The sequence below is a fragment of the Methylophilus sp. Leaf408 genome (assembly GCF_916856905.1).
GTDB lineage: Bacteria > Pseudomonadota > Gammaproteobacteria > Burkholderiales > Methylophilaceae > Methylophilus.
Map to the genome: position 1 here is coordinate 96,866 of NZ_CAKASK010000001.1, position 24,389 is coordinate 121,254.

Annotated in this window: 28 protein-coding genes; 13 read left to right on the forward strand and 15 right to left on the reverse strand. The window is 46.3% G+C overall.

The genetic code is table 11. The features are described from left to right. Positions 1 to 90 precede the first annotated feature (90 nt). Positions 91 to 939, forward strand: coding sequence for a TraB/GumN family protein (locus LPA26_RS00430; RefSeq protein WP_229006899.1), 849 nt, complete (start codon positions 91 to 93; stop codon positions 937 to 939). A gap of 14 nt (positions 940 to 953) precedes the next feature. Here LPA26_RS00430 and LPA26_RS00435 read toward each other — a convergent pair whose 3' ends face one another. From LPA26_RS00435 to LPA26_RS00460, 6 genes are all read right to left on the reverse strand, one after another. Next, positions 954 to 1,433, reverse strand: a complete 480-nt coding sequence (locus LPA26_RS00435; RefSeq protein ID WP_055870701.1) for a hypothetical protein — start codon at positions 1,431 to 1,433, stop codon at positions 954 to 956. Beyond that, positions 1,433 to 2,878, reverse strand: a complete 1,446-nt coding sequence (locus LPA26_RS00440) for a phosphatidylserine/phosphatidylglycerophosphate/cardiolipin synthase family protein (RefSeq protein ID WP_229006900.1) — start codon at positions 2,876 to 2,878, stop codon at positions 1,433 to 1,435. Before LPA26_RS00440 ends, LPA26_RS00435 begins: the two co-directional genes overlap by 1 nt. Positions 2,879 to 2,924: 46 nt before the next feature. Beyond that, on the reverse strand, positions 2,925 to 3,305 hold the full coding sequence (locus tag LPA26_RS00445) for a response regulator (protein WP_055829838.1): 381 nt from the start codon (positions 3,303 to 3,305) through the stop codon (positions 2,925 to 2,927). A gap of 142 nt (positions 3,306 to 3,447) precedes the next feature. Beyond that, positions 3,448 to 4,080 carry a response regulator transcription factor gene (locus tag LPA26_RS00450; RefSeq protein WP_055829836.1) on the reverse strand — a complete coding sequence of 211 codons (633 nt, stop codon included), beginning with the start codon at positions 4,078 to 4,080 and terminating at the stop codon, positions 3,448 to 3,450. Between the two features lie 11 nt (positions 4,081 to 4,091). Next, complete coding sequence (locus tag LPA26_RS00455) at positions 4,092 to 4,595, reverse strand: hypothetical protein (RefSeq protein WP_055829833.1); 504 nt, start codon at positions 4,593 to 4,595, stop codon at positions 4,092 to 4,094. 23 nt (positions 4,596 to 4,618) lie between these two features. Further along, positions 4,619 to 5,035: a hypothetical protein gene (locus LPA26_RS00460; protein WP_055829831.1), complete on the reverse strand. Its 417-nt coding sequence runs from the start codon at positions 5,033 to 5,035 to the stop codon at positions 4,619 to 4,621. A 389-nt stretch (positions 5,036 to 5,424) separates the two neighbouring features. Here LPA26_RS00460 and LPA26_RS00465 point away from each other — a divergent pair, with 389 nt between their 5' ends. From LPA26_RS00465 to LPA26_RS00475, 3 genes are all read left to right on the forward strand, one after another. Continuing rightward, entirely contained in the window at positions 5,425 to 6,855 is a 1,431-nt protein-coding gene (locus LPA26_RS00465) for a CHASE3 domain-containing protein (RefSeq protein ID WP_229006901.1), read from the forward strand. Positions 6,856 to 7,003: 148 nt separating this feature from the next. Further along, on the forward strand, positions 7,004 to 7,522 hold the full coding sequence (locus LPA26_RS00470) for a BON domain-containing protein (RefSeq protein ID WP_055870708.1): 519 nt from the start codon (positions 7,004 to 7,006) through the stop codon (positions 7,520 to 7,522). Positions 7,523 to 7,665: 143 nt separating this feature from the next. After that, on the forward strand, positions 7,666 to 8,073 hold the full coding sequence (locus LPA26_RS00475; RefSeq protein ID WP_229006902.1) for a BON domain-containing protein: 408 nt from the start codon (positions 7,666 to 7,668) through the stop codon (positions 8,071 to 8,073). 45 nt (positions 8,074 to 8,118) lie between these two features. Here the strand turns inward: LPA26_RS00475 and LPA26_RS00480 are convergent, their stop codons facing one another. Beyond that, the gene (locus tag LPA26_RS00480; RefSeq protein WP_229006903.1) at positions 8,119 to 8,646 is read right to left on the reverse strand and encodes a lipocalin family protein; all 528 of its coding nucleotides are present in this window, start codon (positions 8,644 to 8,646) and stop codon (positions 8,119 to 8,121) included. Positions 8,647 to 8,792: 146 nt separating this feature from the next. On the opposite strand from LPA26_RS00480, the gene LPA26_RS00485 reads away from it, so the two are divergent. Further along, complete coding sequence (locus LPA26_RS00485) at positions 8,793 to 9,221, forward strand: glycine zipper domain-containing protein (protein ID WP_229006904.1); 429 nt, start codon at positions 8,793 to 8,795, stop codon at positions 9,219 to 9,221. Between the two features lie 58 nt (positions 9,222 to 9,279). On the opposite strand, the gene sugE is transcribed toward LPA26_RS00485, so the two are convergent. Then, positions 9,280 to 9,594: a quaternary ammonium compound efflux SMR transporter SugE gene (gene sugE, locus LPA26_RS00490; RefSeq protein WP_229006905.1), complete on the reverse strand. Its 315-nt coding sequence runs from the start codon at positions 9,592 to 9,594 to the stop codon at positions 9,280 to 9,282. A gap of 38 nt (positions 9,595 to 9,632) precedes the next feature. After that, complete coding sequence (locus LPA26_RS00495) at positions 9,633 to 10,346, reverse strand: pseudouridine synthase (RefSeq protein ID WP_229006906.1); 714 nt, start codon at positions 10,344 to 10,346, stop codon at positions 9,633 to 9,635. Positions 10,347 to 10,436: 90 nt separating this feature from the next. Between LPA26_RS00495 and LPA26_RS00500 the strand changes: the two genes are divergently transcribed. Beyond that, on the forward strand, positions 10,437 to 11,228 hold the full coding sequence (locus LPA26_RS00500) for an RNA methyltransferase (protein ID WP_229006907.1): 792 nt from the start codon (positions 10,437 to 10,439) through the stop codon (positions 11,226 to 11,228). 23 nt (positions 11,229 to 11,251) lie between these two features. Here the strand turns inward: LPA26_RS00500 and hslO are convergent, their stop codons facing one another. The 4 genes from hslO to LPA26_RS00520 all read right to left on the reverse strand — a co-directional run bounded on the left by hslO (position 11,252) and on the right by LPA26_RS00520 (position 15,677). Continuing rightward, positions 11,252 to 12,112 (reverse strand): Hsp33 family molecular chaperone HslO, encoded by an 861-nt coding sequence (gene hslO, locus LPA26_RS00505; RefSeq protein ID WP_229006908.1) that lies wholly within the window; start codon positions 12,110 to 12,112, stop codon positions 11,252 to 11,254. 93 nt (positions 12,113 to 12,205) lie between these two features. After that, complete coding sequence (locus LPA26_RS00510; RefSeq protein WP_229006909.1) at positions 12,206 to 14,413, reverse strand: TonB-dependent siderophore receptor; 2,208 nt, start codon at positions 14,411 to 14,413, stop codon at positions 12,206 to 12,208. An 86-nt stretch (positions 14,414 to 14,499) separates the two neighbouring features. Continuing rightward, complete coding sequence (gene gluQRS / locus LPA26_RS00515; RefSeq protein ID WP_229006910.1) at positions 14,500 to 15,369, reverse strand: tRNA glutamyl-Q(34) synthetase GluQRS; 870 nt, start codon at positions 15,367 to 15,369, stop codon at positions 14,500 to 14,502. Next, a complete protein-coding gene (locus LPA26_RS00520) occupies positions 15,369 to 15,677 on the reverse strand; it encodes a DUF3301 domain-containing protein (protein ID WP_229006911.1) in 309 nt (102 codons plus the stop codon). The genes gluQRS and LPA26_RS00520 overlap by 1 nt, the downstream gene beginning before the upstream one ends. Positions 15,678 to 15,777: 100 nt before the next feature. Between LPA26_RS00520 and LPA26_RS00525 the strand changes: the two genes are divergently transcribed. The 6 genes from LPA26_RS00525 to LPA26_RS00550 all read left to right on the forward strand — a co-directional run bounded on the left by LPA26_RS00525 (position 15,778) and on the right by LPA26_RS00550 (position 22,393). After that, entirely contained in the window at positions 15,778 to 16,452 is a 675-nt protein-coding gene (locus LPA26_RS00525) for a hypothetical protein (protein WP_055829800.1), read from the forward strand. 198 nt (positions 16,453 to 16,650) lie between these two features. Continuing rightward, positions 16,651 to 17,841, forward strand: coding sequence for an ammonium transporter (locus LPA26_RS00530; protein WP_055829798.1), 1,191 nt, complete (start codon positions 16,651 to 16,653; stop codon positions 17,839 to 17,841). A 274-nt stretch (positions 17,842 to 18,115) separates the two neighbouring features. Further along, a complete protein-coding gene (locus LPA26_RS00535) occupies positions 18,116 to 18,574 on the forward strand; it encodes a (2Fe-2S)-binding protein (RefSeq protein ID WP_229006912.1) in 459 nt (152 codons plus the stop codon). A gap of 2 nt (positions 18,575 to 18,576) precedes the next feature. Then, the gene (locus tag LPA26_RS00540; RefSeq protein ID WP_229006913.1) at positions 18,577 to 20,793 is read left to right on the forward strand and encodes a xanthine dehydrogenase family protein molybdopterin-binding subunit; all 2,217 of its coding nucleotides are present in this window, start codon (positions 18,577 to 18,579) and stop codon (positions 20,791 to 20,793) included. 5 nt (positions 20,794 to 20,798) lie between these two features. Then, a complete protein-coding gene (locus LPA26_RS00545) occupies positions 20,799 to 22,079 on the forward strand; it encodes a cytochrome c (protein WP_229006914.1) in 1,281 nt (426 codons plus the stop codon). A 170-nt stretch (positions 22,080 to 22,249) separates the two neighbouring features. Beyond that, positions 22,250 to 22,393 (forward strand): hypothetical protein, encoded by a 144-nt coding sequence (locus tag LPA26_RS00550; RefSeq protein WP_156376548.1) that lies wholly within the window; start codon positions 22,250 to 22,252, stop codon positions 22,391 to 22,393. A 94-nt stretch (positions 22,394 to 22,487) separates the two neighbouring features. Here LPA26_RS00550 and LPA26_RS00555 read toward each other — a convergent pair whose 3' ends face one another. Both LPA26_RS00555 and LPA26_RS00560 read right to left on the reverse strand, forming a co-directional pair. After that, a complete protein-coding gene (locus LPA26_RS00555) occupies positions 22,488 to 22,967 on the reverse strand; it encodes an acyloxyacyl hydrolase (RefSeq protein WP_229006915.1) in 480 nt (159 codons plus the stop codon). Between the two features lie 37 nt (positions 22,968 to 23,004). Further along, complete coding sequence (locus LPA26_RS00560; protein WP_229006916.1) at positions 23,005 to 23,481, reverse strand: CBS domain-containing protein; 477 nt, start codon at positions 23,479 to 23,481, stop codon at positions 23,005 to 23,007. Between the two features lie 240 nt (positions 23,482 to 23,721). Between LPA26_RS00560 and LPA26_RS00565 the strand changes: the two genes are divergently transcribed. Then, positions 23,722 to 24,375 (forward strand): HAD family phosphatase, encoded by a 654-nt coding sequence (locus LPA26_RS00565; RefSeq protein ID WP_229006917.1) that lies wholly within the window; start codon positions 23,722 to 23,724, stop codon positions 24,373 to 24,375. The last annotated feature ends 14 nt before the right edge of the window (positions 24,376 to 24,389 follow it).

Genomic DNA, 24,389 nt, shown 5'->3' on the forward strand with positions numbered 1-24,389 from the left:
CCTGTGATTGAAAATGAAATGTATGAGAGGATGTCGCAGGTATAGCTCGGCGCACGCTGCGCTTTGGTGATCACTGGAATGAGGAATACGATGCGATGTTTTTGGCTATTAGCCACAGTTTTTTTACTGTTTAGTCAGCAGGGAAATACTGCTGAAAAGAGTTTATTCTGGCAGCTGGAATCGCCTGAAGGTCAGGTCAGTTACCTTTTTGGCACTATCCATACCGATGATAATCGGGTGACCAGCTTTTCGCCTTTAGTGCTGCAAGCATTGAAAAGTGTAAATACGTTTATGCTGGAGGTTGCTGACGAGCCGGCAGCCAAGCTGCTGCAATTGCCTCAAGGTGATTTAAAGCAATATTTATCTGATGCCGAACTCGACCAGGTCGCGCAATTGGCAGATGTACATGTGATGCCGCTGGACAGGGTGCTGAAAATGAAACCATGGTTATTGGCGGTGCTGTTTGACCTGCCGAAACCGCAAACGCCATTTGCCCAGGATTTTTTGTTGAAGGCCAAGGCAGAAGAGATGGACAAGCGGGTCGTTGGCTTGGAAAGTCCGCAAGAACATTTCGGTGTGATGGACAGCCTGACCTTGGACGAGCAGTTGTTAATGCTGCATGCGGTACTTAAGCGTACCCAAAAACAAAAAGAAAAGGATTTTGAGCAGTTGATGAAAGCATATCTGGCAGGCAACCCTGACCAGGTAGCAAACATGGACGATGAGATGACGCGCGGCGTGTTACCGGCAGAAGTATGGCAGCGCATGCGGATCAAACTGCTGGACGAGCGCAATGTGAAAATGGCTGAACGTGGTCTTGAGCAGGCAAAACAGGGCAGGGTGTTTATCGCCGTTGGGGCCGCGCACCTGGCAGGGAAAACTGGATTGATTCAGGCTTTCAAACAGGCCGGTTTTAAACTGACACCGTTAAAAAAGTAATGTATTAAAAAGCATTAAACACGGACTTGAGCGACTTCCTGTGCGATGCGGGTGATGTGCGTCACAAAATCTGCATCTTCGCCAACCAGCAGTCTCGGCAAATGCTGGCGAAAATCTTCCCGCTGGCACCACTCACGCATGTAATCCTCCCATGACATCCAGCGGCGCAGGCGTTTGCCGCGCATATCCGGGTCATAGGCCAGCAGATAGGCCCGCTCAAATAATGAAATCAGGATTTCGAACATGACCAGTTTTCGTTCTTCCTGCTCGGCTGACATGGCTAGCGGGCCGCTATGCGAACGCAGTTGCAAGTCAGGGTTGGCCATCACCAGCTTGAGGAAATCGGTATAGTTGTCGGCAAGCAGTTGATAGACTTCTTCATCTTCGTTCTCGCGCTCTTTACGTTGCTCAAGCATAAAGGTCATGATCGCCAATGGCAGACCAATGACCGTGACCACATAACTCAGTAACTCCCAGGTGTCTTTGCTTATCACTAAAGAATATCCTCAAAAATACGCGCTGATTGTTGCTTTAGCCTTTGCCATAATGAGCGTTTCTGCCACTCTTGCAACTCAATCTTTTTAGCATTTTTCAAGTCTTCCTGAAAGCGGCTTTCAAGATTTTTGGCGGTTTGATTATCTAAAATGACCACGTCAATTTCAGCATTGATGCCCGCGCTGCGGTAATCAAAATTGGAACTGCCAATCACCGACCACACACCATCAATCGAGATCATTTTGGCATGTAATATCTGATCCTGCATCTCGTAAATTTCTACGCCATGCTTTAACAGGCGCGCGTAGTGCGAACGCTGGACATTAATCGCCAGTATTGAGTCACTTATACTGGGAACTAGCAAGGATATTTTTACGCCACGCTCTGCGGCAGCAACAAGCGCGTCTTCCTGCGCTTCTGTAGGCACAAAATAAGCCGAGTTCAGGACAATATGGCTTTCCGCATTTTCAATGGCAGCCACCAGGGTCAGGTAATACGGTGAGTCTGTATTTTTACGCTTGGTAGCCGGCGTGGCGATGACCCGCACAAACTGTTCTCCCTGTTTGGAAAGCGGCGGGAAAAAGTTAGCCTCGTCTAACGGCTGTGCTGCGTCCCAATGTTCTAGAAATACTTGTTGAATATTTGCAACCACCGGGCCTGTCACCTGAATATCGGTATCTCGCCAGTTGGCCTGATTGAGTTCAGGTAATTTTTGTTTGCTGAAAAAGCGTAGTGAACCTTTGCTTTGGTAGGTTTTGCTTAAATTCACACCACCCAAAATGGCTACATTGCCATCGACAACCATAATCTTTCGATGATCGCGCTGGTTAATTAAAGTAATGCTGTCGGCTTTGACAGGATGAAAAACCGTAATCTTTGCACCGGCTTTTTTTAGTGTATCGAATAGTTCAGGAGGCGTGCTAATTGAGCCTATTGCGTCATAGATAATGTGCACATTGACACCTTTTGACAGCCTGTCCAACAGCAGCGCCTTCAGCGTAATACCGCCAAGATCTACATCTTCAAATGTGAAGTACTCAAGATGAATGTGCTGTTTTGCGCTTTCCAGCGCGTTACGCATGCTGGAAAAAGTATCCTCACCGTTGAACAGCAATGTGACTTTGTTATCGGCATATAAACTATTGCCGGCAATGGCTTGCTCTATGCGGAGATGTTCCGCCAGTGATGCACGAATTCGCTCATCAGGCGATAAATTTTTTAAGACTTTGTTGATTTTTCCGCGGGGCAGGGGTTTCTTGGCGCCAACAACTTCTATAGTCTGTGTTTGTGCATTGAGTTCTTCAAGCGTCTGCTTTGAATCCGGGATAGAGGCACAGCCTGTAAGCCATATGGCTATGAAAAATATAGATAGCAGAGACCATTGCTTGCAAAACAGATAAAGCGGTTTTTTAATATAAATGGCTGCCCCAGATGGTGGGTGCATACAGATCTTTGTGGGCATGTTGTCCACTATCGCCATTTCAGGATAGTTAGGAAGGTTGGCTTGCGTGCTGTTGTATTACATCCATACATTCATCAAACTGCAATGACTTATCGAAGAAATAATCAACGCCCATATCCTTTGCCAGGTTGCGATAGTAGTTATTACCATGATTAGTCAGCATGACAATATCCGGCATTTTAAAAGGATAGTTTTTTTGTTTTGCATGACGAACCACATCGAAGCCCGTACCTTGGGCTAACTCTATATCCAGCACGATCATGTCATATTCCGAGGCGTTCAGGAAATCGATAGCTTCATCGCTAGTCGTGGCAATGTCTTCAATTTCCAATTGATCACAGTCTTGGAGCATCTCAAGGATGACATCACGAATCAGTGCAGAGTCTTCAACTAACAATAATTTATACATGATCATTTAACCAATCACTAGCCCGCGATATTGTATAAAAAGTTTCGAAGTCTGACTGTAGAGTGAAATCCTACATTGCCCTACCTGATGAGGTTGATGGTTTCCAGAAGACTCAACGCTAAAAAACTTTGTTGCGTAAAAACTAGTTGAGTAAACCATATTTGATCGCATAGTAAGTTAAATCAGCATTTGATTTCATCGCCATCTTTTCCAAGATGCGACTGCGATAAGTGCTCACCGTTTTGATACTGATAAATAATTCGTCTGCGATTGCGGTGGGAGTCTGTCCGGCTGCCAGTTTTACAAATACCTGGAATTCGCGGTCAGACAGGGTTTCATGTAATTGCTTTTCAGAAGGATGACTCAATTCGTTGGTCATCAATTCAGCTAGCTCGGCGGAAATATAGCGCTTGCCAGCGGCTACCGTGCGGATAGCCTGAATGATCTCGTCAGAATCCGCATTTTTCGAGAGGTAACCTTTACAGCCATTGCGCATCAGGTTAAGAGCATATTGATCTTCAGCATAACCACTCAAAACCAGCACAGGTAAGGTAGGAGAAACATGTTTTAATTCATGCAGAGTGTCCACACCATTCTTGTCTGGCATGGAAATATCCAGGACCATGGCGTCAAATTCTTTATCGCGCACCAGCTGGATTGCTTCAGCCCCGGAACTGGCTTCACCAGTCACTTGTAAATCAGATTCCAATTCAATCAAATTGCGCAAACCATCGCGCACGATACTGTGATCATCGACCAGAAGAATTCTTTTCATTATATTTCTCGTTATCGGGTAGCAGAGCGTATGGTATCAGTATTTGGTGATGTATTTGATTCAGGCGCAGGTTGATCTTCTGTCGGCTGCTCATTCACCATTTCAGTCCTGAATAAATTCCAATCGCTGCTAATCATGGAAATTGAATCTGCAAACAAAGTCTTTTTTTTCCAAACTTTACGCACAGCAAAAAAGGCGATGACGCCGATTAGTATTGGTATTGACATTGCAACACCTAATATCACTGTACGGTTAGGGTGTTCCCACAATAGTGAAAACAACCACATTAGACCTAAAAGGCCAGTGAAGATAAACATTGAGAAGACCACCAGTATCCCGATGACACTGGTGGCTAAACGCTCGGTTTCCCCCAAAAAATCCTGCTTGATCTGGTTGGCACGTTCTTCCGTGTAGTCTGCAACCTGATGACGCATGGTCAGCAAATTATCTGTCAATGAGGATATTTTGCGATTGAAAAATAACATAGCAGTAAATTTTAGGAGGTTAACCCACATACATATCCCTTGTTAGTCAGGAGTTAATCGCGGCGTTTATTGCCCAATAGGTATCCTAACAGCAAACCTACACCAGCGGCTGCCAAAACAGTACCCAATGGGTGCTCTTGTACTGTATCTGAAGTTCTTTCTTTCACAGTCTGGTAGCCATGGCTAAGCTCTTCTTGTACTTGACCTTTAACTCGGCTAGCACTGGCGCTGATTTTTGAAGCGATAGATGCTGCGGTTTCATCATTGGTTAAACGATCAATATTGGTTTTCAATGTACGAATCAACTCTTTAGCTTTGTCTTGAGTTGTATCAGCAGTATCTTGAACTGCATCCAGCAAATCATTTGCAGTTGTTTTAACCTGAGCCGCAATCTCTTCAATTGCCTGGTCAGATTGTTGGGCTAAACGGTCAGTTGTTTGTTCAACATTGTCTTTTGAAAAATTAAACATTATTAACTCCTTAATTGATGGTTATCGGAAATTAAAAAACACATTATTACAAAAAGCGTTGTACTTCATTTAACTAAACGCTAAAGATTAGAAAGCCAAGCATCTACAAGGTTTCAGATTTATGCTAACTGATTTTTTGTTATCCAGTTTAGCACCATGTGTTTTCAACATGGAGTCATGGTACCCACGGGCGTATTACATCCCTATCGGTTACACACCTATATGAAAGTCAGAATCGTCTGACAAAGCGCCTGAATGCTGGATGGGCAAATCTTATGCATTGCTGATAACTGATAACACCGCTATGATGCGGTTAATACTTTTTAAATATGTACAACGCAAAAAGGCTCCTGTTGATTGCTGATTGCAACACTGGCAATTATCACACCATGCAAAATCTTAGAACACATCTTCTTGCACTGCTGGATCGAATGGAAAAGGTCGGTGAAACCTTTGGCGGTAATACTGTCGCCCTGTTAACCGTGAGCCTGATTCTGGCCGCCGCTATGCTGGTATTTAATGACCGCCTTATTGTTAATACCAGTGAAAAAACAGATGCGTTGTCCACATTGGACCGATTAATCATGGAAACTTGGCAGACGCGGGCACATCTCGCAATTGCGGAAAGTGCCCAGCGCGGTTACCTGCTGACGCGATCAGATACTTATTTCAGGCCTTATGACGAATCCACCAGTCAGATTACAGCGCATTTGCATAACATCAATAAATTACTTGATCGTAGTAACCTGACCAGGCATCCGGCCATTCGCACCATCATGACAGAAATGGTAAATAGTATTGCCAAAAAATCTGCCGAGATGAGCGTTACCATTGATCTAGCCAAAAAACGCCAATTTGACAAAGCATTAGCGGTTGTGAAGCTGGATTCAGGCATGAAGGAAAGCCGTAATATAGAAAAGCTGGCACATCACTTTGAAAAGCAGGTAATGGAATACCGGGCAGAGCTCGCAGAAACCCGCAATAATACGCGGCGCATGATGCGCTGGTTTGTGATGGCTTGCCCGCTGATTTTTGTTTCACTCGTGGTACTGGTGATCAAACGCTTGCTGCGGGAACTGGCTGAAAAAGCAAAATTGCATGAGCGCCTGACCGATGAAAACACCGAATACGAACGCAATGTTCAAACTTTGCGCCATAAGCTGCAAGGCGAAGCATTACTAGCTCAAACCAATGTAGAGAGGGAACGCTATAAGCTTTCCAGGGAGTTGCATGATGAGCTCGGGTCATTGCTCACTGCCATCAAAATGGATATATCCTGGGCGGTTAAACACCTGAAAGACGATTTTCCGCAAGTCACAGAAAAACTCAAAAAAACCAATCAATACCTTGATCGCAGTATTAACTTCAAGCGCGAGATTGTGCAAAACCTGCACCCATCGATGATCAAGACCTTTGGCCTGAATGCCTCACTGCAGAATCTGCTCAATGAAGCAGAGAACAGAAACCAATGGCAAATGGATGTTATTCTGCCTGAACAAGATCTGCAGATTAACGAGACCTTGAGTTTGATTATTTACCGGCTGGTGCAAGAAAGCCTGAATAACTGCAGTAAATATGCCGAGGCTACAAAGGTTTCAGTACATTTACTTAATGACGAACAGAATATCAAAGTCGAAATTGCCGATAACGGCATTGGCTTCGACACCAGTAAATTAAAAAGTGCTTCAACCGGCATCAGCGGTTTGCGTAATCGTGTGGAATCTATTGGCGGTCATTACGAAATTTTCAGTTCTCCCTTGCAAGGCGCTAGCACACGTGTGCTTCTACCTTATCTGAGAGATCTATCTGCCTCTTCCTGATCTTATTCAGGCATCACTGTAGTCATATTCTGACATCGAATTCAGTCATCAGACGACTGACCTAATATCTCCTGGTCTCTATTATGGTCACACATAAACCAGAGCTGTCGCTCACTTAAACTAAAAATAGAAAGTAATAGGAGGCAATATGTCTATAACAACATTTAAACATGCAATAATTTTCGGTGGCTTGCTGGCTACAACAATTACATTAAATGCATTTGCATTTGATTTGGATGAAGTTCAAAACGGAGATAAACCTTATCTTCAGCAGTTCAATAGCCTGGATAAAAACGCTAACGAGACACTTACATGGTCCGAAGCTAAAGCTGACAAAGGTGTGAAGCATAAAGACTTTAAAACTTTTGATGGCGACAATGACGGCAGCTTAACTTATGAAGAATATGCGGAGCTAAAAACCAAAACTGGTCAAAAAGCAATCAAGTCTGCCATGTCAGATAGCTGGATTACTACTAAAGTAAAAGCGCGTCTGCTGGAAGAGGAAGCATTGAAATCACTGAAAATCAGTGTAGAAACCCATAAAGGTCAAGTGTTGTTGAGCGGGTTTGTATCTGATGCAAGTCTTAAGTCTAAAGCTGAAGAATTGGTTTCTGGCGTTGAAGGTGTGAAATCCGTTAAAAACGCAATTGTAGTAAAAGAAAGTTAATTGGAAACACCCTTTGCAAGCTATGTATCCTCTCCCAAAGAAGTAGCTTGCTCTTTTTTTTCGGTGAGTTGCCAAGATAAATATTGCGCACGATTATCCTCTGCAGTATGGGCAGTTTGCCAAATTACGAAAGGACTTAAATCATGAAAAAAACTAATTTTTATCTGACTACAGGTTTATTAATGGCTTCTTTACTAGGTGCCAGTGCTACTGCATCTGCGGCTGATGTAGTGAACAGAAATGAAGCAATGTACAAGTTTTTGCCTAGCGACACTGTCGTGCAAAACGTTAAAACCAGCTTGCAAAGTCATGGTATCGACACTTCAACTTTACAAGTGGATTCTGATGCTAAAGGTGTCGTGCAATTATCTGGTTTGGTTGGTTCCAAACAGGATGCCGAAGTGGCAACTCAAATTGCAAAAGAGTCTGATGGCGTCTATGCGGTGTTAGGTCAATGGCGTTACGAATTGGCTGCTGTACCAGCAGACTCAGAAGCTGCAATGGAAAAGTCAGCACCTGCTGCCACCGGTTCTGTAGAATCACAGCAATGAACAGATCGGGAGGGACAACCCTCCCGAAGTTCTTCCAAGCAGGAGTTAATGTTGCTGGGGCATCACATGTCGACCGGATTCGTACTCGGCCTGGTTGGCTTGTCGGATGAACAATAGCTTTTCAGTCGCAAATCCAAGCTCTTTTGCCTTCGCAATTAAATGTTGTTTGATTGGGTAGGTGAGTTGGGGTGTGCGTGACAAAATCCATAGATATTCACTGCCGCTACTTACCAGCGCGTAGTTGTAATATGGCTTATCTACGATAAGAATATTGTAATCGCCATAAAAAGGCCCAAAGAAAGATACTTTCAAGCGGCCAGTTCGGCTGCCATCTGCATTGGCCGGATCAATAAATTTGGCTTTGCCTACTGCTTCGCTCCAGTCTTTCTTTTGCGGGTCAAACCCACGATTCACTACTTTAATTGAGCCATCATCCTGCAAGGTATAATTTGCGGTGACCTGTTCGAGGCCCTTTTCAAATCTATTATCCAATCTCGCTATTTCATACCAGGTTCCCAAATGTTGGGCTGGGTCAAAACTGCGCACAATAGTTTGTTCCGCGAGCGGCGACATGGGGTCTGAGCAACCGCTCAAATTGATCAATATAAACAAAAAAGCTAAAAAATTATTAACAGTCATAAAGCATTATAAAAACCAATAAGTGAAAATAAGTTACAGTTTAAAATAATACACATTGAAACAGGCGATAAGGGATAAAAATGAAACTTATAACGGTATGCATCATCGCACTACTGTCATCACCAGCCATGGCTGGTAACGTTGAAACCGGGCTTGGCGGCGGATTAGGTGCGGCGGCGGGAACCGCAGTAGGCAGTGTACTTGGTGGTAGCACCGGTGAGATTGTGGGTGGTGCAGTTGGCGGTGGATTAGGTGGTGCAGTGACTACAGGCCGTGGTGGTAAAACTGGCGCTATTATTGGTGGGGCCGCGGGTGGTGCAACCGGCGCTGCGGTTGGGCGTACAGTAAGTGGCACAACCGCAGGTGCAGTGGTAGGCGCAGGTTTAGGCGGTGCAGGTGGAGCTGTGATTGGCAAAGAGATCGATGAGCCTGATCCACATGGGAAACGCTATCGTGGTAAAAAGGGCAAGAGACACGGGCATCATGGCCGAGGTCACCGGCATGATTAAGATTTAATTTGCGCAATCAAGGCCGCCAGATCAAGGCGGCCAATCAATCTAATCTTAATCAGCTAGCCAGCTTAAGGCCTATCATCCCGGCAATAATCAGCAGCAAGCTGATAATCCGCAACGCAGACACTGGCTCGTTAAATAACAAAATACCTAAAATGACCGTGCCGACGGCACCGATACCGACCCAGATAACGTAAGCAGTACCTACCGGTAAAGTTTTAACGCAAAGCCCCAATAACCAGACGCTAATCACCATCGCCACGATAGTCCACAACGATGGCCAGAAACGTGAAAAGCCATCGGTATATTTCAACCCAATCGCCCAGGCCGTTTCAAATAAACCGGCAACTATCAATATTAACCAGGTCATAAAGCGCTTTCTTATATTAATTTTCTGAGATTTATAGATTAAGGTTTAAGTGCGTCAAGGTCTTGTGCAGTTAACCAGCGCCATTCACCAGGCTGTAAATTCTGTGGTAATTCAAGGCGTCCAATTTTGATACGCTTCAAGTAATCTACCCGGTTTCCAATCGCAGCAATCATACGTTTAACCTGGTGATACTTACCTTCTGCCAAAGTCATGTGAATAATCGATTCTGTCACGCGTGTAATTTCGAGTGCGACAATCGTTTGATCTTCGTCTATCAGCTTTACGCCTGCCAGCAATCCTTGCAGGTCCTCGTCACTGATGGGATGTTTGCAAGTCACTTCATAGATTTTTGGTACATGGTGCTTGGGTGAACTGATCTTGTGAATAAACTGGCCGTCATCCGAGAGTAAAATCAAACCGGTGGTATCTTCGTCCAGCCGGCCTATGCACTGGATGCCACGCTCAACCAGGGGTAGTGGCAGCAAAGAATAGATGGTGGGGTGAAATTGCGTTTTGTGCGAGCATTCGTGATGTGCCGGTTTGTGCATCATGAGATAACTGTGCTCGCGGTATTCCCAAGGTTCGCCCTCAATGGTGAATTGCAGGTTTTCGAGTTCAAAAGTCGCGTCCGGGTCATTGCACAATTCCCCATTCACGGTCACTTCTTCATTAATAATCAAGATGCGACACATTTTACGTGTGCCGAAGCCTTGACGTTGCAGAATACGTTCTAAATCAAGTTTCTTAGCCATAGCCTGAATTATACGCGAATCCTGAGGCGACTTTCCCGTAGGTGGTGCCTGCTTCTGTCACTCCATGCGTGACTCACGTACAATGCCGGCATGGCATTTAAACATATCACTTCCCGCGATAATCCCGTCTACAAACACTTGCGCAAGCTGGCTGATAATGCACGCGAACGTAAAAGCAGTGGTTTAACATTACTGGAAGGTGTGCATTTGATCGAAGGCTACCTGCAAACACAAGGTGAGCCGCAGTTGATGATTATTCCTGAGGGGAAAAGCAGCCTGGAGGCATCCAACCTGATGCAGCACCTGGTTGATGTAGACACCATCATGGTACCGACGCTGATGTTTGCTGATCTGACGCCGGTATCCAGCAGCAGCGGCATCATGGCATTAGTACCTGTACCGGAGATCGCGTTGCCGGAAACAATAAATTTTGCCCTGTTAATTGAAAATATCCAGGATCCCGGTAACCTCGGCAGTATATTGCGTACCGCTGCCGCTGCCGGGGTGCAGGCTGCTTATCTGACGAAAGGCTGTACCGATGCCTGGTCACCAAAAGCCTTACGTGGTGGCCAGGGTGCGCAATTGGTATTACCGTTAGTCGAAAACGTGGATGCTGTGGAAGTGGCCCAGCAGTTCGCCGGTAAAACACTCGCATTGACTATGCAGGGAGAAAACCTCTACGATCAAGCGTTAAGTGGGCCAGTCCTCTTTGCAGTAGGTAATGAAGGCGCCGGTATTTCGGAGGCATTGCAGAATATGGTGAGTGCATGTGTGAGTATCCCGATGGCGCATCAAGGCGTTCTGGCATTGGAATCACTGAATGCCGCCGCGGCAACGGCAGTTGCCTTGTTCGAGTGCCAGCGTCAGCGAGTGCCAGGTTGAACTAAATCATCCGGTGCGCTGATTTAATGCGTCACTCCGTGGTCATCGTTGTCATCAAATAAAGCGAGCGCTTCCTGCTCATCGACCACATATTGCTTGTTGCAAAAGTCGCATTGAATCTGAATGCTGCCTTGCTCATCAAGAACGCTTCGTACTTCCGCCAGACCCAGTAACTGCAACATATTGGCCACATTGGCTTGTGAGCAACTGCAAAAAGCACGGATATCACGCGCTTCAAACAAACGGATATCCTCCTCAACAAACAGGCGCTGTAACAAAGTTTCAGTGTCTAAATCCAGTAACTCGCGATTGGTCACCGTATTAGCCAAATGCTGCACCCGGTTCCAGTGATCGAGGTCATGCTCTTGTTGTTGCGGCAGTTTTTGCACCAATAAACCAGCAGCTCTGTCACCTTCGGCCGTCAGCCACAATTTGGTGTCGATTTGCTGCGAACGGAGCATGTAGTTTTCAAGCATACTGGCAATGCTGTCACCTTCAATTGGCACAATACCCTGATAAGGCTCGCCTTCCTCCGGCATCAGCGTAATCACTAAATGCCCTTGCTCAAGCCAGTTGCTCAGCGTGTCGCCGTGTAACTCTTCGTGCACTTTAGCTGTGGCACGGATATCAAGCTCAGAAGTACATTCAACCACCAGTAACTGCAATGCACCCTGGCTTTGCAATTGCAAAATTAACTTGCCTTGCATTTTTAGCGTAGACGTTAATAGCACACTGGCCGCCATAAACTCGCCGATCACTTTTTTCAAGGCGGGTGGTAATGGTTGGTGTTCAAGCGCATTAAACAGGCTTTGATCAAGGTGCACACAGTTGCCGCGCACCGCGGAGTGGTCAAAGATGAATGGATGTAATAGGTCTCTAGTCATAGCTGATATTTTAACATTGAAGGTTAGGCTGTCTGATGGGCTAAATAAAAAAAGCCCGCTGTTGGCGGGCTTTCAGTCACGGGTAGTCTACCCTTAGAAATGGTAATTTAAGGTTGCACGCGCATTGAGGGGTGCACCGGGGCTGATGTTGTTATTGTTATGCGCATACAAGGCATAGTCTTTATTAGTCAGGTTTTCAATGTTGATTTGCGCATCCCATTTTGGGCTGATTTTCGCAAAAATCGCGGCATCAAACCGGGTGTAGCCAGGTAAGAGTGTGCTTTGGCTGGCCGTAGGCAATGCCGCATACATTTCTGAACGGCTGACCATGCCGAGCGCCACTGCCCACATCTCATTGATCTGATATTTGTTCCACAAAGAGAAGGTGCGGGTTGGCGTCAATGTGAGGTCACTACCAGCTAGAATGGCGCCGTTACCAGCTCCTTGCTGTTTGGTGATTTCACCTTCTTGCAAGGTGAACGCGCCCATGACTTGCCACTGGTCAGTGACTTTTCCACTCAAACCAAGCTCAATGCCTTTAGTCTCCTGACCATCTACCAGAATTTGCTGCGTTGCATTATTTGGGTTAGCCACTTGCACGTTTTCCCGCTCAAGTTCAAACAATGCTGCTGACAGTGCTAAAGACGGCAAGATATCCCACTTCACGCCAATTTCTTTATTTACAAACTTTTCAGGTTTAAAGCTGGCTGCTGTGACCGTTAGGCCAATCAGTTGATCGCCCGCGCGCGGCACATAAGAGGTGCTGTAGCTTGCATAGATTGAACTGTTATCGCTGGGTTTGAAAATCAACCCGGCACGTGGTGACAATAAATTGTTTGATACATTTATCTTTTGGTTACTCACTAAGTTAGTGAAGTCCGTATCAATATGGTCATGCCGCAACCCGACAACCGCTTGCCATTGAGGATTGAATACAATTTGATCCTGTAAATAAACGCCCATGACGGTGAAATCACTTTGCTGATTTCTGACCAGTCGGTTGAAATTCAAAGGCGTCCCGAATGGCGATTGGGCACTCAAGTTGCTGACAAAGGTCCCATTGTCATCGGCCGTGTTACTTGGCGCAGTACGATTGTTACGCGTATCTTGCACATTAATTTCAACCCCACCAAGCAGTTTGTGCGCGATCGCACCCGTTTTTAGATCATAAGTAATGTCTGTCTGATTAATCAGATTCTCACGTTTAGTTTCATCTCTGTAGGCCGCAAGGCTCAGCTGTCCATTCGTGCTGACCGGGCTGTTAGCAAACACATTCTGATAAAACTTGTCATAAAAAGCCAATCTGGTGCTGTTTTTAACTTGCACACCATTATCAAAAGCATGACTGATGGCGCCGTTAAAAGCCACGGTTTCGATTTCTGTCGGACTCAGCTTTGCATTGCCGAAAAACTGATCATAATCACCAATTTTGTATGGACGGCGATTGAAGTCTGCATTTGAGGTCGTCAAAGTGCCTGTGCGAGTTGCCTGTGCAGGCACACCACGATCAGCAATCCGCTCATCTTTAAAGTATTCAGCACTCAGTTCGATCTGTGTCTTGTCGCCAGGTCTGATGGTAAATGTCGGCGTAATACCGTAGCGTCTCAGCTCAACACCATCACGGTAGGAGTTTGAGTTTTCATAAACTGCATTCAGCCTGAACGCCAGTTCATCAGAAAGGCCTTGTCCGTAATCTGCCGCAATGCGGCGATGCTCAAAGCTGCCGTAACTTACGCTGATATCCCTAACTGGGTCCCAACCAGCTTTTTTGCTGACACGGTTAACTACACCACCTGCGCCGCCGCGTCCGAAGATCATGCCATTTGCACCCTTGAGTACTTCGATACGGTCTGTATTGTAGAGGTCGCGGTAGGTCTGAATGTCATCTCTCAAACCATCTACGAACAAATCTCCGGTGGTCTGGTTACCGCGCAGCACCAACTGGTCGCGGTTTCCTTCGCCTTGCGCCGCCTGAACGCCAGGAACATAACGCACAGCATCCGCGATGCTTTGCATGGATTGATCCTGGATAAAATCACGTGTGATAACGGTAATGGCTTGAGGGACATCTACAAGCTCGGAATCGGTACGGGTTGCAGTTGTAGAGCGTTTGGCCTGGTAACCTTTAACCGGTTTAGTATCACTTTCTTTTTCTGCGGTGACTTCCACTTCCTTTAATTCCTGGGGGCTAGTTTCCGCTGCGGCCAGACTCGATATTGAAAGAATAGATGAGCTTAAAAGCAAACCTAATGCATTGAGGACTGGTTGAGGAGTTAGCTTAAGCGATAAGGGTGTTTTCATTGTTGTGATCATTTTAAAAAATTATCGAAATAATAATTAAGTTGATAACAATTATCAATCATTAGTGAGCGGTTGGTAATGCTAAGTCACCATACGCTATCAAAAGGTTGCCAGTTATCCAGTGCCCATTGCCACAAATCGGGAAGCGTTTTAAAGGCTGGGGGATGTGTGGGGAGGTTAGGCAAAAAACGGAAAGCTTTCAGCAACGTTGCAATGACTTCATCTTTGGGCAATGAATCAGCGAGCGTCTGCTTGCTCAATTTTTGCCCATCAGCATTCAATACCAGCGGGATATGCGCGTACACTGGTGTTGGATAGCCTAACAGTTGTTGCAGATAAATCTGACGGGTGGTGGAATTGAGAAGATCAGCACCGCGTACCACATGCGTGACACCTTGCATTGCATCGTCTACTACGACGGCAAGCTGGTAGCTGTATAAACCATCGGAACGTTTGATGACAAAATCACCAATTTCCCGGGCCATATTGTGCTGAATTCTGCCTTGAAAGAGGTCTTGAAAGGTAATCAGTGATTCTTTTGTTTTCAGACGCCATGCTGCCGGGAAATCATGTTTTATCGGGTGTGATAAGCAGGTGCCGGGATAAATGGCCCCTTCAATACCATGTATGCTGCTGGAATCCGCAATTTCCTTGCGGGAACAGGTGCAGGGGTAAGCCAGGTGTTTGTCACGAAGCCGGTTTAGCGCTTCTTCATATAGTGCGGTTCGCTGGCTTTGATAGGTAATTTCGTCATCCCATACAAACCCATAATGTTCAAGGGTATGGATGATCTCTTCACTGGCACCTGCCATTTTGCGGGTTTGGTCTACATCCTCAATCCGCAACAGCCATTTTCCGCCACGGCTTTTGGCATCGCAATAGCTCGCGACCGCTGCGACCAGCGAGCCGAAATGCAAAGGGCCGGTAGGCGAGGGGGCAAACCGTCCAATATGCATTATTGGGTTGCGTATGGCGGAATATGCCAGGCAACCAGCTGACCGCCGCGTAATTGCAAATGACAGGCCATGCGTTCAATCCCATGGCTGGAGACATCAAAAGTATAAGTGCGTAGTATCTGTACGCGGCCATTGGTGTCGCGGGAGAAGCCAACACGTGAGCCTGCAACGGTTTCATCGAGAAATTGCAAGTTGCAGCGATCAGCCAGTTGACGGCCGATTTTCAGGGCAATTTCCCGTTTGGAAACAGAGTCCATCCAGAACCAGGCGCCAGCGACTATGAGTGCCAGCAGTGACCATTCAGCCATTCGATTTCTCCTGTGAGCCGGAGCCGCATTTGGGTGTATGATACAAGTGAGTCCGTTCCAAAATCTTCATTTCTTATCCTCTAATTCACTACAGTTTGCTATGAGTTCATCACGCGAAACAGACGCTATCCAGGCTTATTATAATTTATTGCATGCCAAGGGAGCAGATGAAGCCATCATGGCACAACGCGATGCCATATTGAGTGAATTGTGCCCAATGCTGGAAAATCAAGAGTCTACCAGTGCGGTTTACCGTAAAGCGGTGGACGATTTTCTCGAAGATCAACCTGCACAGCGTTGGCCTGAGCTGCTTACCATTATCCGTGAGTTTTATCCTTTCTGGCGTGGCGATGTTAAAGCGGTCATGCAGTATGCGGATACTGTTGGCTTTGAGTTACATCTTATCGGCTGGCAACCGGCTGTCATTGATCTGCAATCGGTATGGCCTGCTTTGCAAGCCGAAAAATTTGCCACTTCAGAACTATGGGCACTGAATGGATACGTTAAAGCGCTTAAATCCATGGAGCAAAAACAGGATATGGATATTGAAGTGCGTACACGTATGGCCAAGTTAATGTTGCTGAGGTTACGTGATGCGCCTCTGTCGGAGAAAAATGCATTTCGAATTACGGCGGATGCTACTTTGCCCTTATTTAACCTCAAGCATACCCGGCATTTATTTTTGAATGCGGTGCGTGAGTTCTATTATTTCTGGGCCGCACACCCAGATGCCGAAGAGATGTTCAAGCAGCTTCAACCTTCCGAAATCATGTAATCCAAAATCGCACTAAAAAAGTGCAATGCACTTTATAAGGTGCAATATTGGTGCATTTTTCAAGTGAGCCTAAAACTTTATTCTTTAAAATCAACCATGTAATAATGGTCTGATAATTGCTTATTCACTGCGAATTTTTAAAAAGGCGTGCCAAAAGGCAAAACGTCATCTTTATATAATTAAATTCGGAGAGCGAAAATGGAAGCATTAGTGTCCGCTAATGACGTCTTGTTTGTATTACTGGGGGCCATCATGGTGCTCGCGATGCATGCCGGTTTTGCATTTTTGGAAGTAGGTACAGTGCGTCAAAAAAACCAGGTCAACGCACTGGTCAAAATCATGGTGGATTTTTGCGTATCCACCATTGCCTACTTTTTCATTGGCTACAGCATCGCCTATGGCATCAATTTCTTTAGTGGCGCTGATGTCCTGGCAGCTAAAAGCGGTTATGACCTCGTTAAATTCTTTTTCCTGCTGACCTTTGCAGCAGCCATTCCGGCGATTGTTTCCGGTGGCATTGCCGAGCGCGCCAAGTTTAATCCGCAAATGGCAGCAACCTTCCTGATTGTCGGTTTCGTCTATCCCTTTTTTGAAGGGATCGCCTGGAACAACCATTTTGGTTTCCAGGAGTGGTTAAAGTCCAGCTTTGGCGCCAGCTTCCATGACTTTGCAGGTTCGATTGTCGTACACGCGATGGGCGGCTGGATTGCTCTGGCAGCGGTGATGCTATTAGGCGCCCGCAGTGGACGCTATACTAAAGAAGGCAGATTGCATGCTTATCCACCTTCCAATATTCCTTTCCTGGCATTAGGCGCATGGATACTGACCGTCGGCTGGTTTGGCTTTAATGTGATGTCCGCGCAAGCTATCCAAAACATTTCAGGCCTGGTAGCCGTCAATTCGCTGATGGCGTTGGCCGGAGGCACTCTGGCTGCACTCGTACTCGGTAAAAATGACCCTGGCTTTGTGCACAACGGCCCTTTGGCTGGCCTGGTTGCTGTCTGTGCCGGTTCAGATGTGATGCATCCGCTTGGCGCCTTGGTCACCGGTGGTGTAGCTGGTGTTATCTTTGTCTGGGCGTTTACCATGACACAAAATCGCCTGAAAATTGATGATGTATTAGGTGTATGGCCGTTGCATGGTTTATGCGGTGCCTGGGGTGGTATAGCAGCCGGTATTTTCGGCAGTGCCAGTTTAGGCGGGTTGGGTGGCGTCAGCCTGGTAAGCCAGTTGCTCGGTACTATTGCTGGTATCACTGTCGCATTCATTGGCGGCGGTATTGTGTATGGTTTGCTGAAAAAACTTGTCGGCATCCGCCTGGATGCAGAGGCTGAGTTTGATGGCGCCGATTTAAGTATTCATAAAATTCCATCAGTCTCAGCCGATTAAGTGTTTACCCGCAAACACCTAAATTCTTACTAGACTAATAACTGCTCGCCTTCCATCTTGTCTCTTCTGGACAGGAGAGATAATTCAAACTTAATTCGAGTTCCTGCCTCTATCAATTAAGACTGATAGAGTCAGGAATATTGTTTTAGGCAATGATTTAATAAATTTTTGCTTGATTCGACGTTTGAATTAATCCACTCTAATGTTGTAAATAAAATCAGATTTAATATAAGACATCACTCAGTGATGCACTTCTTTCAAGGAAGATCCGACTATGGCGACACTGAATATTAATGGCACCACCCACCAGGTGGATGCGCCAGATGACATGCCTCTCCTTTGGGTGATCAGAGATATCATCGGTCTGACAGGGACCAAGTTTGGCTGTGGTATCGCGCAATGTGGCGCATGCACCGTTCATATCGATGGGCAGGGGGCCCGCTCTTGTGTACTGCCTATCTCAGCAATCGGTGACAAGAAAATCACCACCATAGAAGCGGTGGGTGAAACTTCTGCTGGTAAATCTATCCAGAAAGCCTGGCTCGACCTCGAGGTCATGCAGTGTGGTTATTGCCAGTCCGGCCAGATCATGTCTGCATGTTCTTTACTCGGACAACATCCTCATCCCAATGATGAACAGATAGACACCGCGATGGCAGGCAACATTTGCCGGTGCGGGACTTATCCACGCATACGTGCCGCAATCAAAGTTGCCGCGAAAGAAGGAGCCTGATTATGTCGCAAGGATTAATTCAGGGCCTGGCCGATAAATATATTGTTGCCAATCCTCCACGCAGAAATTTCCTCAAGTTTGCCGCCTCGGTTAGTGCCACAACAGCGGGTGGTATGGTGCTCAGTATCAGTATGCCCGCCTTGAGCCAGGGTAAACAAACACAGTCCTATGATGAGCTTGAGGCTGGCAAGAATGTGTTAGCGCCGAATGCCTTCATCAAGATTGATACGAATGGTGAAGTCACCATGATTATGCCCAAGGTTGAAATGGGCCAGGGTGTCTATACCTCACTGCCCATGTTGCTGGCTGAGGAGCTTGAAGTCGATGTGCAAACGGTGAAGCTGGAGCATGCCCCGCCGAATGACAAGCTTTATGGAGACGCGATGCTGGGTGCACAAGTCACAGGCGGGTCAACTTCTATCCGCGCAATGTGGGATCCGCTGCGCCAGGCTGGGGCTGTTTGCCGCTCACTGCTGGTGACTGCTGCTGCCCAGAAATGGAAAGTAGATGAATCTACCTGCCAAGCCAGGTCAGGGGTGATCTATCATGAAGCGTCAGGTCGAAAATTGGGTTATGGTGAACTGGTAAAAGTTGCCAGTGCATTACCTGTCCCCACTAAAGTTGCTCTCAAAGACCCCAAAGATTTCAAAGTCATCGGTACCTCGGCCAAAAGATTAGATACCCCCGATAAAGTAAATGGTTTGGCCAAATTTGGTATTGATGCGCATCCGGACAAAGTGAAGTTCGCAGTAATCGCCACCAGCCCGGTGTTCGGTGGAAAGTTGATTAGCGTGGATGATAGTCGTGCCTTGAAGATGCCTGGAGTCCTTCAGGTGGTCAAGGTGGATAATGCTGTTGCCGTGATTGGCATTCATACCTGGGCGGCCAAGCGCGGCTTAGGTGCGCTAGAAATCAAATGGGATGAAGGTAAAAGCACTGCGGTGAAAACGGGTGATCTGATCCAGGACTTGCGGGATGCATCCAAAAAACCAGGCGCGGTCGCCAAAAAAGAAGGTAATGCCGCCAGTGCATTTAAAAAAGCCGATAAAACCCTGAGTGTGGAATATGAGCAACCATTTCTGGCACATGCGACGATGGAACCCATGAACTGCACGGTAGAAGTCGGCGCTTCAGGTTGCGACATCTGGGTAGGCACCCAGATACCGACTTTTGCGCAGGGAATGGCTGCAAAAACGCTAGGTATTGCCGTTGAAAAAGTCAGGCTGCATAACTTCCTGATTGGGGGCGGTTTTGGCAGAAGGCTGGAGTTCGATGGTGTCGTGCAAGCTGTCAAAATCGCCAAGCAAGTCAAAGGGCCAGTCAAGGTCATCTGGACACGCGAAGAGGATATCCAGCACGATATGTTCCGGCCCTATTACTTTGATCGTATTTCAGCGGGCCTGGACGCGAAAGGCAAACCCGTTTCCTGGTCGCACCGGATTGTAGGTTCTTCAGTCATGGCGAGATTTGCACCGCCAGCAGTCAAAAATGGTGTGGACCCTGATGCAGTAGAAGTGTCTGCTGACCCTCCTTATGAATTGCCTAATCTGTATGTCGATTATGTGCGTGTTGAACCCCGCGACGTACCCACGGCATTCTGGCGCGGTGTAGGCCCTACCCGGGGTACTTTTGTGGTCGAGAGTTTTATCGATGAACTGGCAGCCCTGGCTAAAGTCGACCCGGTCAAATACCGTCTTGAACTGTTGAATAAAACTCCAAGGCTGAAAAACGCTTTGCAACTTGCTGTAAGCAAAAGTGACTGGGGCAAGCCGTTGGCAAAAGGAAAAGGCCGTGGCGTTTCTGTCATGCATGCCTTCGGCAGCTACCTGGCGATGATAGTAGAAATCACTGTGAACCCACAGGGTGAAGTCAAAGTAGATAAAGTGGTATGCGCGGTGGATTGCGGGTTGACGGTTAATCCCAATACGGTATTAGCCCAAATTGAAGGCGGCGTGATATTTGGTCTCAGTGCTGTGCTCTACAACGAAATCACCATCAAAAATGGACGCGTGGAACAAACCAACTTTAATGACTATCGTGTAATGCGCATCAATGAAGCGCCCGTGTTTGATATCCATTTGATCAAAAGCGCCGAAGCGCCTGGTGGCATCGGTGAACCAGGTACGGCGGCTATTGGTGCTGCCCTGGCAAATGCGGTGTTCTCGGCAACCGGAAAACGCATCCGTAAACTGCCAATTGGCAATCAACTACAAGCATAGGAGCCATGATGAAGATAACATCAGGTTTGATGAACATATGCGCCACCATCATCGCTTTCAGTTTTTCCCTGAATGTCTTTGCCATCAGTCCGGCAGACATTAAGAAAGGAGAATACCTGGCACGGGTGGGCGATTGTGTATCTTGCCATACGGCTCCACATGGCAAAGATTTTGCCGGCGGGCTACCCATGCTTACCCCGGTTGGTGCCATTTACACTACGAATATCACTCCAGACCCTGAAACCGGCATAGGTAAATATACGGAATCTGATTTTGCCAAAGCGCTACGTCGTGGTGTGGCAAAAGATGGCCACCATCTGTATCCGGCCATGCCGTATCCTTCTTATGCCAAAGTCAGTGATACTGACATTCATTACTTGTATCTTTATTTCAAGCATGGCGTCAAACCTGTGCGGCAGGCAAACAAAGCCAGTGAAATTCCTTGGCCCTTGAATTACAGATTTCCGTTGGCGATCTGGAATGCATTTTTTCTGGATAAAGAGACATACAAACCTGATCCTGACAAGGATGCAAACTGGAATCGTGGAGCTTATCTTGTGCAGGGATTAGGACATTGTGGCGCTTGCCACACTCCCCGTGGCTTGGCATTTCAGGAAAAAGGGCTTACCCATGAATCAGGTAAATTTTTAAGTGGTGAAACACTCGAAGGCTGGTCTGCGACCAACTTACGTGGCGACCATAACACCGGCCTTGGCCGATGGTCAGAAAGCGACATCGTTGTTTACCTCAAATCAGGCGCTAATCAGCATAGTTCCGCTTTCGGTACCATGACCCCCGTGATTAATAACAGTACAGAAGGCATGACGCTTGAAGACTTAACCGCAATGTCCAGCTATTTAAAAACAATAAAAGGCTCAGATGATAAAGGCCAAAAGCCTTATAAATACGACCCCTCTGCTACGCTAGCGCAATTCAAAGAGCCAGAAAAGTATCCCGGTGCCAAGTTATATCAACAATATTGTGCTGCCTGTCATAGCCAGAATGGTCAGGGTGTCGCTCCTTATTTATCACCGCTTGCCGGAAATCCGGCAGTGATGGATCCGGACCCATCTTCATTGATTAATGTCATCCTGAACGGCTCGCCCCAGCTAAAACCGCAGGGTGTTGCAGCTCCGTACAATATGCCAAAATTCCGCCATATACTGAATGATACAGAGGTTGCCCAGTTGGTGACTTTTATGCAAAAGGGTTGGAATCACAATCTGGATGCGACTGATGCCAAACAGGTGGCCAAAATTCGTAAGATGCCACCTTCTGCCCATTGATGATGACTTTGCTTGAATGAATAAAGCTCAGTGTCGCAAAGGTATGGGGGAGGCATAATCAAGGATGATTCTTACGCGCTTATCAGACTTTTTCTGATAAGCAGCTAACAGAAACTTCCATATCCTGTGTGTTAGGGGAAAACCTCTGACCAATAACCTAGGAGTTAAATATGGCTAATCCAGATATTCTGAATCCAGAAATTATTAATAACCAGGATGGATCTGATTCTAACCTCTTGAGCCCAGAGGTGATCAATAACCCGGATCTGAAATCTACAGCAGACCAGGACAGTGATGATGTCAATACAGATTAAGCTGATATCAATCATCTGATGAAAAAGCCCCGGGAAACAGGGGCTTTTTGCTTATGAACTGAAAGGTGAAAATTTATACTTAGAGCGCTTGGGCTTAAAAGTTGTAGTGCCAGTACAAGCTCAGCACTTCTACACCAGGATTTCTATCATCCAAATCGGCGTTGGACAAGTGGCTGACTGCCAAACCTAGGCTATTTTGTGCATTGATATCTTTTGCAATCTCGAGCTGTGAACGGAACTCAACCGGATGGCCCAAGTCGAGATCACTGCTTCCGCGACTGTAATACCCCACACCCAAACCAGGCTTCAGGTGCCAGGTATCAGCAAACTGCCAATCATACAACACGCCGCCGCCTAGCCACAGCGAACCATCGGTGGTCGCTTGCACGCCTAGCCATGGTTTTAAATGATCAACGATGACTGAAGTATCATATTCATAATCAACACGAAAATCTGTCGCAGAACGGGATCCATCGAAATCGTAACTACCTACCGCAAAACCCAGGGTGTCAGCATTAGTATTAAAAGAATTGGTAAGTACAAAAGCGAGTGCGAATAGAGTGATTTTTTTCATTATTTTTTAACTCAGGTTTAAGTGTTAATCAATAAGTCTAGGCCTGAACCAGGTTCTGGTAATTTTTATGGGTACTAGGTTTTTGCCATTGAGACGTGACAACTTCTATAGGGGCTTTATTTTTGATACTAAAAGAACCTGTGATTTTGTTGGAGATATCCAGGTCTTCGAGGCAGACGATGCCAACTAATTCGTAATCCCTGTCTAATACCAGCAAACTTTTGAGCTGCTGCTCAATCATAAAGTTGATGACATACGACGTGGCCTGATCAGCAAACACATATTTCGCCTCAACAGCCATGCACTGCGCAACTTTAGTTTCTTCGAGGGATCGTCCATGGGCAACTGCTTTGATGGCGATATCTCTGATTGAAAGCATGCCAACCAAACGGCCGTTTTCACAAACGGGTATCGCATCGAAATCATTTTCTTCCATGAGTTGTGCAGCAAATTTGAGAGAATCTTGAGGGGAGGCGGTAGCAACCTGAGAGGTCATCCATTGGCTAATCATCATTTTTTTAGTCCTTTTACTATGATATTAATCTGGGCGTACTGTGGACATAGATGCGGTAGCTCCTCAGGAACTACCGCGGTGCCGGTAACCAAACACGGGAATCCTATATAGCTTCCACTTTCGGTCCCAACGGTTGCAGAATAATCAAACAGGATTATTAAATTTATCAGGCATTCACTGCTATTGATGTAGGATTTGTCGGACTTAAATCTTTAGCGGATTGATAGAGAAATGAAGGCAATGAAAGCATTAAAATTAGTCATCTTTGATTGTGATGGTGTACTGGTGGACAGCGAGCCCATCACTAATCAAATATTTTTAGATATCTTGCAAGGTTATGGTCTATCCATTCCACACGAAGAGTTTGTCGCCAAATATGTAGGCAGTGGCATGAGCGTAGTCAAAGCGCTTTTATATCAGCATCACAATTTCACACTTCCGGATGACTTTTTCAAGTCATTCAATGCCATGAGTATAGAAGCGCTGGAGCGAGATTTGAAAGCAGTCAAAAATGTTGAAAAAGCGATTGATGATCTCAATGTGCCATTCTGCCTGGCTTCAAATAGCTCACCAGAGAAAGTACGTTTGATGCTCAAAAAGACAACACTTTTTAACAGGTTTGATGGAAAGATTTTTACTTCCAGCCTGGTTGCCGCACCGAAACCAGCGCCCGATATTTACTTGCATGCAGCCAAAGCCAATGGCGTGTCTCCCGAGAATGTTCTGGTGATAGAAGACACGCATATAGGCGTCACTGCCGCAGTGGCTGCGGGAATGAATGTGTTCGGTTATACCGGCACTTTCCCTGCAGAGAAACTCATCAATGCCGGCGCCTCAAAAACATTCGGCGATATGAATTATTTAAAAGGGTTAATTGAAAAAACATATGGCTGAGCGGCTTAGCCAAC